This is a genomic window from Fischerella muscicola PCC 7414, from assembly GCF_000317205.1.
Lineage (GTDB): Bacteria > Cyanobacteriota > Cyanobacteriia > Cyanobacteriales > Nostocaceae > Fischerella > Fischerella muscicola.
The window spans coordinates 1-10,407 of sequence record NZ_AJLK01000046.1 but is presented as its reverse complement, the minus strand read 5'-3'; the positions used below and the strand labels follow the sequence as shown (position 1 = coordinate 10,407).

The 10,407-nt window shown below is 41.9% G+C and carries 10 protein-coding genes; 4 read left to right on the top strand and 6 right to left on the bottom strand.

Features of this window, described 5'->3' with window-relative positions:
- Together UYI_RS32110 and UYI_RS0107125 are read left to right on the top strand one after the other, a co-directional pair.
- On the top strand, positions 1–1,885 hold a 1,885-nt coding region (locus tag UYI_RS32110), incomplete at its 5' end, for a CHASE2 domain-containing protein (protein ID WP_016865991.1).
- A 370-nt stretch (positions 1,886–2,255) separates the two neighbouring features.
- Entirely contained in the window at positions 2,256–3,020 is a 765-nt protein-coding gene (locus tag UYI_RS0107125) for a DUF928 domain-containing protein (protein ID WP_026085795.1), read from the top strand.
- Between the two features lie 220 nt (positions 3,021–3,240).
- On the opposite strand, the gene UYI_RS0107120 is transcribed toward UYI_RS0107125, so the two are convergent.
- Positions 3,241–3,864, bottom strand: coding sequence for a class I SAM-dependent methyltransferase (locus UYI_RS0107120; RefSeq protein WP_016865989.1), 624 nt, complete (start codon positions 3,862–3,864; stop codon positions 3,241–3,243).
- Between the two features lie 94 nt (positions 3,865–3,958).
- Between UYI_RS0107120 and hemH the strand changes: the two genes are divergently transcribed.
- Positions 3,959–5,122 carry a ferrochelatase gene (gene hemH / locus UYI_RS0107115; protein ID WP_016865988.1) on the top strand — a complete coding sequence of 388 codons (1,164 nt, stop codon included), beginning with the start codon at positions 3,959–3,961 and terminating at the stop codon, positions 5,120–5,122.
- A 190-nt stretch (positions 5,123–5,312) separates the two neighbouring features.
- On the opposite strand, the gene hpsU is transcribed toward hemH, so the two are convergent.
- From hpsU to UYI_RS0107095, 5 genes are all read right to left on the bottom strand, one after another.
- Positions 5,313–5,915 (bottom strand): hormogonium polysaccharide biosynthesis acetyltransferase HpsU, encoded by a 603-nt coding sequence (gene hpsU / locus UYI_RS0107110; RefSeq protein WP_016865987.1) that lies wholly within the window; start codon positions 5,913–5,915, stop codon positions 5,313–5,315.
- Positions 5,916–5,925: 10 nt separating this feature from the next.
- Complete coding sequence (locus UYI_RS36575) at positions 5,926–6,141, bottom strand: hypothetical protein (RefSeq protein ID WP_157226305.1); 216 nt, start codon at positions 6,139–6,141, stop codon at positions 5,926–5,928.
- A 56-nt stretch (positions 6,142–6,197) separates the two neighbouring features.
- A complete protein-coding gene (locus UYI_RS0107105; protein WP_016865986.1) occupies positions 6,198–7,139 on the bottom strand; it encodes a glycosyltransferase family 2 protein in 942 nt (313 codons plus the stop codon).
- Between the two features lie 122 nt (positions 7,140–7,261).
- Positions 7,262–8,197: a glycosyltransferase family 2 protein gene (locus UYI_RS0107100; RefSeq protein WP_016865985.1), complete on the bottom strand. Its 936-nt coding sequence runs from the start codon at positions 8,195–8,197 to the stop codon at positions 7,262–7,264.
- A gap of 399 nt (positions 8,198–8,596) precedes the next feature.
- Positions 8,597–9,364 (bottom strand): hypothetical protein, encoded by a 768-nt coding sequence (locus UYI_RS0107095; protein ID WP_016865984.1) that lies wholly within the window; start codon positions 9,362–9,364, stop codon positions 8,597–8,599.
- A gap of 382 nt (positions 9,365–9,746) precedes the next feature.
- Between UYI_RS0107095 and cobU the strand changes: the two genes are divergently transcribed.
- Complete coding sequence (gene cobU / locus UYI_RS0107090) at positions 9,747–10,301, top strand: bifunctional adenosylcobinamide kinase/adenosylcobinamide-phosphate guanylyltransferase (protein ID WP_016865983.1); 555 nt, start codon at positions 9,747–9,749, stop codon at positions 10,299–10,301.
- Positions 10,302–10,407: the final 106 nt, after the last annotated feature.

The window sequence follows — 10,407 nt, the reverse complement described above, 5'->3', positions numbered from 1 at the left end:
GGATTTTTTTGAAGACTATCAAAAGGCAGTGGCATGTTCAAGTGTTTTAGAGGTTGAGCAAGTTAAGCCGTTACGTAAAAATCCTGGGCGAAAAATCAGGATTCTCGCAGTTCTGGGTAATAGTCAAGGAATTGATGTCCAGCAAGATCGGGCGATTTTAGAGCAGTTACCAGGCGCGGAAATTATTTTTTTGGTCGAACCACAACGGCAAGAGTTAGATCGCTGGCTTTGGGATAGACGAGGCTGGGATATGCTATTTTTTGCAGGTCATGGTTCAACTGGTGCTGAAGGAGAAAGTGGTCGGATTCATATCAATCAAACAGAGACGTTGACGATCGCTCAATTAAAAAATGCTCTCCAAGCAGCGATCGCACGGGGTCTGAATTTAGTCATTTTTAACTCCTGTGAAGGTTTGGAATTAGCGCGGGAATTAGGTTCTCTGCATATTCCCCAAATGGTTGTCATGCGCGAACCAGTCCCCGATTTTGTCGCCCAAGAATTTTTAAAGCACTTTCTCGAAGCTTTTGCTCATGGGGAATCTTTTTATTTAGCGCTACGAGAAGCACAGAATAAATTACAAGGTTTAGAAAATGAATTCCCCTGTGCCAGCTGGTTGCCGGTGATTTGCCAGAATCCAGCAGCAGAACCGTTAGTTTGGCCACAACAACACCTAAGCAACCGCCCCCCGATTTTGCCTATCCGGCGTATTGTTCCCATCATCTTCAAAGCAAGTGTAGTAATCACTGCCCTTACTGTGGGCATTAGATCACTAGGAATGTTGCAGTCATGGGAACTGGCAGCTTTTGATTTATTGATGCGATCGCGTCCTCCTGAAAAACCCGATCCTCGTATACTAGTAGTAACAGTAACAGAAGCTGATGTGAGCGCCCAACCCGCCACAGAAAGAGTAGGAGCATCACTATCAGACAAAGCCTTGGCTGAAGCTGTGAAAAAACTGGAACAGTTCAACCCCAGCGTTATTGGTTTGGATATCTATCGTGAGAACCCAATCAAACCAGAATATGCAGATTTAATCAAGACAATGCAAACAAGCGATCGCTTTATTGCCATATGTAGAGGTGGTGAAGACAAAACAAATCCTGGTGTTCCCCCACCCCCTGAAGTTTCTACCCAAATCCAACGCCAAGGTTTTAGTGATGTCGTTACTGATCCTGATAACGTCATCCGTCGTCAAATCTTGTCTATGGCTCCTGCACCTCCCTGTGCAACTGATAAATCTTTGAGTTTTCGCCTTGCGAGTCGTTACTTAAAAAATCATGGTATTCAACCTCAACTGCCTCCTGGAAATAATTGGCAGTTCGGCAAGGTGGTGTTTAAAAATATAGAGCAAAACAGTGGCGGTTACACTGGTATAGATAATCTTGGTCATCAAGTCTTGTTAAATTGGCGTGCTGCCGATCCAGTTGCCCAACAAATTACTCTTAAAGAGGTTCTCAACAATCAACTTACTGCCGATTTAGTACGGAATCGCATAGTTCTAATTGGTACAACTGCCGAAAGTTTTCACGATTACTGGTCTACTCCCTACAGTCATCAAATGCCAGGAGTAGTTGTACAAGCACATATGGTGAGTCAGATCCTCAGCGCTGTCCTAGATAAGCGACCGCTGTTACGGGTTTTACCAAAGTGGTGTGAAATCTTGTGGATCTGGAGTTGGTGTGTAGTTGGTGGTGTACTAGCTTGGCAGATGCGATCGCGCTTACGCCTGCTCATTGCTCTAGCAGGTGCGGTCAGTATTTTATATATATCTTGCTTATACTTATTAATACAAGGTGGTTGGATACCACTGCTTCCCTCAGCATTAGTCTTACTAGCTGGTGGAGCAAGCGTAGCAACCCTAACTTCATCTCAAAATGAAGAGTAAAAATATACGTACGAGACTCTGCGTTAGCGCCAAATCCGCGTGCCTTTGCGTTAAAAAAGTTACTACAATATGCAACTTTGTACCGTGCATAAAAAATTTTTATGTTTTTACATTACCCCTGAAGTGCATAATCTGATTTTAATTACACCAACAAAGAATAATAGAAAGATTAACTTAACAGACTTGACTGATGTTCCTGATATGGTCAAACCAAAAAAAATTGCATTCTCTAGGAGAAATTCCAAAAATATGTAACCAATCAAGAAAACAATAGTTTTTTGATTTGATTACTATATGCTCAACCTATGACAATTGATTGTTAAACCCCGTCCTTAAGGACGAGGTCTTAAACATACAAAAACAATGACAAATGAGCAAATCAAAATGTGCATTGACTATAGCTTGTATGTTGTTTGGCTGGATGAGCTATTTCGTACCAGTAATAGCACAACCCAAGCAACCAGCTAATAATAATTCTCAGCACATACAAATTCACTTTCAGGACAAAGAACCAGATGGATCAAGCCGAGGCAGACCTATTAAAAGGGGAGGAACTGGAAGCCGTGGTGACTGTCCGCCTGTAGATGTTTTAACGACTGCATTGATACCAGAAAAAAATGTAGGTTTGACTGTTGATGAGTCTCCTAGCTTTTGGTTTTTTGTTCCTTATAAACCAACAGACACACCAATTGGCGAATTTGTATTGCAAGATGAAACAAATAATGACGTTTACCGAACTAATTTTACTCTGCCTAATACGCCAGGTGTTGTGAGCTTGAGGCTACCATCTACAGTAGCCTTAGCAGTTAACAAAGACTATCAATGGTACTTCAAACTTTATTGTTCTAAGCAACAACTATCTAACCCAATATTTGTGCGTGGATGGGTGCAAAGAATAGCAATCAAACCTGAATTAGCAAGTCTTTTGAAATCAGCTACCACACCACGGCAGCGCATCGCTATTTATGCTGAAAATGGCATTTGGTATTCAGCTTTGTCTGAGTTAGGTAAACTCCGCCTCGCTGAAACAAAAAATCCTGTTTTTGCTAATGATTGGGCTAATTTATTGCAGGGTATTGGTTTAGCTGATTTTGCATCAAAGCCTATTGTAGGAGAAGTAACAGAGGTGAAATAATATCATGTTCGCTTGAATACTTATACTGTTGCGTATGCTGGTAATTGGTAATGGGTAATTGGTCGTTGGTCAATTGTCAATGGTTAGTGGTCAATGGTTAGTAGTTATTTAATACTTACTCCTCCCACTCCTCCCACTCCCCCCATCTCCCCATCTCCTTTGTCTCCCTTGTCCTCCTTGTCTGATTACCAAATCGTATCAGACTGATAGTGAAACGGTATCATTTCCTCGCCTGTATTACCTGCAAACTTCCACCCGCATACAAACTTTGTTTGTCAATACTGAACCCCATTTCCATCAATAACCCAGGTAAATCAGTTTTTAACAACTGCCAAGCAGTTTCGGTTTCAAATAACCACAAAAACAGCCATACAGATGGCAAAAATAAGGGATTATGAGGATTGTGGAAATCAACAAGAGTAAATACTCCACCAGACTTAAGCACACGATGTACTTCTCTGATAATTTTTCGTAATTGTTCAGGCTGCATTTCGTGTAGGGCAACACTTGTATGCACCAAATCAAATTCATTATCTGCAAAGGGCATCTCTTCAGCAAAAGCTTCTACATATTCTGCTTGGGGAACATTCTGTTTTGCCCTTAGCAGAGATAACGGTGATGCATCTAATCCTGTTACATTTTGTGACAATTTCACTAAAAATTGTGTTGCTTGTCCACTGCCACAACATAAATCAAGAACTTTAGTATCTGAGTGAATTGTTAAGCCTTGCAAAGCCAATTGTCGAAAACGTTGTTCACCACCAACACTTATAGCTGCCAAACGGGATACACCATCGTACAGCCACTGGTAACGATAACTCCAATCTCGTAAAATTGTAGCCACTGTCTCTATCCTTAGTCGTTAACTTATATATTTAATAAAGATATATTGTTAACATTAGTAAAAAAGCTGAAAAGATTGGGGGATTGTTACTGCTATGGGTCGTGTAGGCGTATTACTACTCAATCTCGGTGGCCCGGAGAAATTAGAAGATGTAGGGCCGTTCCTTTTTAATCTGTTTTCTGATCCGGAAATTATTCGCCTACCTTTTCCCTGGTTGCAAAAACCCCTAGCCTGGTTTATTGCTTCACGGCGTACGAAAAAATCTCAAGAGAATTACCGCAAAATTGGTGGTGGTTCTCCACTGCGGCGCATCACCGAAGCTCAAGCAGATGCCCTCAAAGCACAATTGCAAGCCTTAGGGCAAGATACGAAAATCTACATCGGTATGCGTTACTGGCATCCTTACACCGAAGAAGCGATCGCTCGCATTATCCAAGATGGCATTGAAAAACTGGTTATATTACCTCTTTATCCGCAATTTTCTATCAGTACCAGTGGTTCTAGCTTCCGGCTTTTAGAAAAACTTTGGCAAGAAGACCCCAGACTCCAGCAGATAGAATACACAGTAATTCCTTCTTGGTACAAACAACCAGGCTATCTCCAGGCAATGGCAGAACTGATAGCCCAGGAAATTGACCAACTACCCAATCCGAATGAAGCTCACGTCTTCTTTAGCGCTCACGGCGTTCCTAAAAGCTATGTAGAAGAAGCAGGCGACCCCTACCAGCAAGAGATTGAGGAATGCACCTATTTAATCATGCGCACACTTGATCGCCCCAATGCCCATACATTAGCTTACCAAAGTCGTGTTGGCCCAGTCGAATGGCTACAACCTTATACTGAAGATGCTATCCCAGAACTAGCAACAAAAGGTATTAAAGACTTAGTAGTCGTGCCGATCAGTTTTGTTTCCGAACATATCGAAACCCTAGAAGAAATTGATCTTGAGTATCGAGAAATAGCAGAAGAAGCAGGAATTCACAATTTCCGTCGTGTACCTGCTCTCAATACCCATCCAATATTTATTAAAGCTTTAGCAGACTTGGTAGTTGATGCTCTCAAACAGCCGAGTGTAAAGCTCTCGCAAGTCTACCAAATGAAGAAAAAGGTAAAAATCTATCCGCCAGAGGCTTGGGAATGGGGTATTACTACGAGTGCAGAAGTCTGGAACGGACGTATTGCCATGCTTGGCTTTATTGCTTTGATGATTGAACTGATTACCGGACGCGGTTTATTACATATGATCGGGATTTTGTAACTGCCATTATGGACTTAAAACTCAAAAGTTGATGATTTCATGGTTATTCAAACAAAGGCAGTCCCTCTCCGAACCCGCCCAGAGGGGTGTCCGATAGGATGGGGTGAGGTTACTTTCAACTCCGAGGTCATAAAATGTATAAACGGGAACTTAAGTTGGGGGTTTAAAGCTTTCTTAGTTCAATCCATACTTAAAAGCATGGTTTCCCTTCTGCCTCTTGCCTTCTTTCTTCTGCCTTCAATCTAGGATAACGAGGACGGCATGGTGTTCCCCAGGATACTTGAGCAGCAGGTATATCAGTAAAAACACTGCTACGCGCCCCAATGACTGCATTTGTACCAATTTTAACTCCTGCACCAACGAAGCAATCTGCTGCTACCCATACCCCATTACCGATGCAAATACTCGCTGTTTTCAAGCCAAAGGCTGGATCATACATATCATGACTACCAGTACAGAGGTAGCTTTTCTGGGAAATTACGCAATTTTCACCTATATGTATGTAATCCAAACTGTATAAAACTACATCATCACCAATCCAACTATAGTCACCTATTGTGATTTTCCAAGGGTAAGTGAAGCGAGCAGTAGGTCTAATTAATACTCCTTTACCGACACGGGCGCCAAATAGACGTAATAAAGCACAACGCAGACCATTAAACGGATGAGGAGTCAGAGGAAAAGCGATCGCTTGCACAAACCACCATAAAAGAACATACCAACTTGGACGCCCCCGGTCAAACCAAGATTGGTCATATTTGCGTAAATCTATAAATGCTTGGTCATTAGTCATTTGTCAATGGTCAATGGTCATTAGTTGATAGTTGGTTGTTGGTGGTGAGTCCAGCCCCCAAAAAGGCGGTTCCCGTCACGTAGACACGTAGACGCGTAGACGCGTAGCGGCTTAAGGCAGGGTAGTGGCTTAAGGTAAGGGTAGGGGGACTGGCGAACCCGTAGACACGTAGTGGCTTAAGGTAAGGGTAGGGTTGGTTGTTGATGGGTACAGACGCGAGGAACATCGCGTCTGTACATTAGTAGTTAGTAGTCAATTTATTACTGACTCCCCATCTCCCCATCAAACAACTGTCTGTCTCACTTTCTGAGGGAAAGCAGTTGTTGTCACAGAAGTAGACTTAGTGTTAAGTTTGCCGCCACAGTGGCGTAATTCGTAGAGCTTAACCCCAATTTGATATTCATATTGGCTCAGCAGCTTTCCATAAATATATCCAGCCCTACCATCCAAAAAACCACGCTGGATCAAATAGAACAACACAAACCGTAAAAACGGTTTAAATGGGAGTCGCACCCAAATTGTTTTCAAAAAGCGTTTGCGCTGGACAGCATCACCGAATAATTTAGCGCCAATAGTACCGTTATCGTGATTACCTGTAAGCAAATTATAGTAAACACGGGCTTCCCAATTAGAATAGCGGTTATGCCGTTCTAACCAATGAAAAAGATCACGAAAATCCTCGTGAATCATATCATTTTTCAGATATCCTACTTTTCCATCTAAGATGACGTGTTCGTGAACTTCGTTATCACCTGTATTCGGAATATCTTCTGTATTCAGGTTTTCGTAACGCCCTTTTTTATGCTTAAATAAACGCAAGTTCCAATCCGGATATTTACCACCGTGGCGAATCCATTTACCTAAGAAAAATACACGGCGATTGAGGTAGTAGCCATTATATTCAGGATTTTGAATTGCTTGGGCAATTTCTTCCCATAACTCAGGGGTGATGCGCTCATCACAATCCACAATTAAAACCCATTCATTCCGAAAATTGAGGTTTTCTAAAGACCAATTTTTCTTTTTAGGCCAGCGTCCGTTGAAATGAAATTGTACGACACTTGCACCATAACTTTTAGCAATTTCGGCGCTTTGATCACTACTTTGTGAATCTACTATAAAAACTTCGTCTGCACTTTGCACACTAGCAAGGCAAGCTGGCAAATTTGCTTCTTCGTTTTTAGCTGGAATTAGTACAGAAACTGGTATTTTAGAAGATGACATAATGTTTTGTTAGTGGTTAGTAGTTAGTTGTTGGTTGTTGGTGATTGGTTGTTGGTTGGATTGCACAAATGTGGATCTGTACACTAGTTAATAGGTAATGACAATTGACAATTAACAATTAACTATTGACTATTGACTCTTTTTGCTAACAATCCTGCAATAGCAGCATTTAAATAACCAATCTGACCATAGGCATAGACAAGTTTGTCAAATCGTTCTGCGGGATCAGCAAAATATTTAACTGCTTTATACAAGCCACGCAAAAAACGTTCGCTACCGCGTTGTAGCTGGCTAAAACCTGCTGTTCCTGCGAGTTGTTCCCGATAACACTCACTAATACCCTGCCACCAACCCCGATTTAAAAACCAAGAACGTTTAACACGTTCGGGGGAAATATTATGAAACACGTGGGCTTCGGGTAGATACATGACTTGCCAACCTGCTTGGAGGGCAAGTTCAGTCATTTGCAGTTCTTCGTTAGATAATAATTTTTTACCTATGCGGCCAAGCTGAGGATCAAAGCCTCCAATTTTTTCTAGAAAAGCGCGACGTATGGAGTAATTTAAACCTCTGGGAGTTAAACCAGGCTTGTCTATGTAAACTGTGTTCTGACCTAGATCATATGCCCCTAAATTAGCAGCTAGTCCTGGAGAAAGCCATCGTGGTGATTGCATTCCTTCAGGCCATAACAAGCTGACTTTGCCACCAGCGATCGCTAATTTTGGGTTATTTTTATAAGCGTTATATAAAACTTGCAGCCAGCCAAGGCTAGCGACAGCATCATCATCAAGATATGCCAGAATTTCACTGCTTGCAACTTGAGCGCCTGTATTCCGGGCTACAGATAGACCAATAACAGGTTCATAAACATACTTGAGGTGGGGATGATTTGCCCTTTGTTCTACAACAGAACGAGTGCGATCGCTAGAACCATTATCCACCACTATCACTTCAAAGCCAGAAGCAAAATCTTGCGCTAGAAGGCTATCTATAGCAGCGCCTAAATAATTGTCTCGATTGTGAGTACAGATAATGGCAGAGATTAGCGTATCTGGCATAGGGAGTTATTGGTTATTGGTTATTGGTTATTGGTTGTTGGTTATTGGTTGTTGGTTGTTGGTTGTTGTTTTAATCACAACTAAACACTAATACCAATTCAATTAATGATTGCAACACATCCTTGGATAAAGACGCGATGAATCGCGTCTCTACAAGGTGGCCTATCTGTCGCATTCTTTTGGCGAATTGGTATAACTACTAACCCCTAACTACTAACCATCAGAAAATTCAATACTTGCCTGTTCTGGAGCTAATCTATACCAAATAAACCTGACTCACCAACCGAGTTTTTTCGGAAATCACCCTGATATCTTCACCTAAGATGCTCATAGCTAAATTTGCTATCACCGCAAATTAAAAGTTTTGAGGCTTGATTGTTAAATTGCCTGTTAGTTGCTTTACTGACATTGAATGTGACCATGTAATACCACAAGCGTTTCAGCCAGTTGTGAGAGACGAGTTTCTAAGTATTGCTTGCGTCCTAACAACTGACGTAACTTTTGGTAACGAGCGATCGCCATACTCACACTCGCAACCTGATCCGGGGGACAGGGACGTGTCCACACTGTACCGGAAGCATCCAAACCACACAAGCGGTAGCCAGTAGAGGATGATTGATAGGAAATTTTAGCTTGTTGAGCGCAAATTTCTTCTACGTAATCCATTAAGCGGTTGACTTCTGCATGACGTAGTGTAGCGCTTCCAGTTGGTTCGTTGTCTGTGTGTGATTCTAACCAACCATTGACTATTGGTCCTTCTAGATAAACATCTTGTATTTGCCGCACAATTTTTTGCAATTCTGCCTGCCAACTGGCAACAATTTCCTGTATTTCTTGCAACAGATTCATTGCCAATGCTGGGTTGGCTGCATTGCGATGGTTAGTAAAGCTAGGAGTTTTGAATTTGGGTAGGCTTGGTGTTTTGTAACCGTTTTCTTCTACTGGGAATGTCTGTACACAGGTGTGATGAAACTGAGAGTACTCTTCTGATTGCTGATCATACTCATCTTCTGATTCGATATCATCATTTTCTGACTTTTCTGCTCCACCAACACTGATCCGAAATGATAAAGGCTGTTTCTTGACTTCTGATGATTCAGTAGTGGTGATATCGCGATTTCCTAAATCGTGTAGAGTAGCCTCAATACGCTTTAAGCTTGCTTTCATAATGGGTATCTCTAACTTGTCTGTAACTCGTGATTGTGGATGGTGCTGAATTGATAGTTGGGATTTTTGACTTTTCCCAATAGTTACATCAATAAGATGCTGAGTGTTAATTTTATCTCTTAAAAGTTATTTGGGGTCAACAATCTCATCCCCAAAGTGAAAAATTATGGTAAGTGGTTAACCCCGGTTAATTCAAGATACTAAGGAAATAGCTTGGAGTAAAGCTACCAGACAGGGATATTGGACATTTTGCCTCGGAGATTAGGCATTGAGTAAGGGTAATATTCATTTCTAAGTTTTAATTAATAATTCCCACTTCCTCATTTCATTTTTACCCTTGTGTGATGAAATTTTTATAATTCTCATTTGATTAGGCAAAAAAATGAGTCAAATTATTCTAGTGACTGGGCCTGCACGTTCTGGTAAAAGTGAGTGGGCAGAAGCTTTGGCGATACAATCGCATAAATCAGTAGTTTATATAGCAACCGCAACACGCGATCCTGATGATCAAGAGTGGCAGCAGCGTATTCAACAACATCAACAACGCCGTCCTGAAGGCTGGATGACATTGGAAGTACCAATGCAATTGTCTGCTACTCTTGTCCAAATCCAACCAAATACCTGCGTTTTAGTTGATTCTCTGGGAACATGGGTAGCGAATCTACTCTCTCAGGAAGAGGCTATGTGGGAAAAGACTATGCAAGAGTTATTAGAGACGGTGCAACTAGTTGCTGCCGATATGATTTTTGTTGCTGAGGAAACAGGATGGGGTATAGTTCCAGCTTATCCGATGGGTCGAACTTTTCGCGATCGCTTAGGTAGGTTAGTACGACACTTAGGTTCAATCTGTGAACCTGTTTATTTAGTCACTGGTGGTCATGTTCTCAATCTCAGTCTACTTGGTTCCCCGTTGCCTGGAGGGGAGGTGGGGAGGTAGGGAGGTGGGGAGATGGGGAGATGGGGGGAGTAGGGGGAGTAGGGGGAGTATGAGGAGTGTGGGGAGTATGAGGAGTGTGAGGGGTAAATAACAACCATCAACAACC

What these genes read in the sequence shown, in the direction of transcription:
- UYI_RS0107125 (WP_026085795.1), top strand. Translation starts at nt 2,256, where the DNA reads ATGAGCAAATCAAAATGTGCATTGACTATAGCTTGTATGTTGTTTGGC.
- hemH (WP_016865988.1), top strand. Translation starts at nt 3,959, where the DNA reads ATGGGTCGTGTAGGCGTATTACTACTCAATCTCGGTGGCCCGGAGAAA.
- hpsU (WP_016865987.1), bottom strand. Translation starts at nt 5,915, where the DNA reads ATGACTAATGACCAAGCATTTATAGATTTACGCAAATATGACCAATCT.
- UYI_RS36575 (WP_157226305.1), bottom strand. Translation starts at nt 6,141, where the DNA reads ATGTTCCTCGCGTCTGTACCCATCAACAACCAACCCTACCCTTACCTT.
- UYI_RS0107105 (WP_016865986.1), bottom strand. Translation starts at nt 7,139, where the DNA reads ATGTCATCTTCTAAAATACCAGTTTCTGTACTAATTCCAGCTAAAAAC.
- UYI_RS0107100 (WP_016865985.1), bottom strand. Translation starts at nt 8,197, where the DNA reads ATGCCAGATACGCTAATCTCTGCCATTATCTGTACTCACAATCGAGAC.
- UYI_RS0107095 (WP_016865984.1), bottom strand. Translation starts at nt 9,364, where the DNA reads ATGAAAGCAAGCTTAAAGCGTATTGAGGCTACTCTACACGATTTAGGA.
- cobU (WP_016865983.1), top strand. Translation starts at nt 9,747, where the DNA reads ATGAGTCAAATTATTCTAGTGACTGGGCCTGCACGTTCTGGTAAAAGT.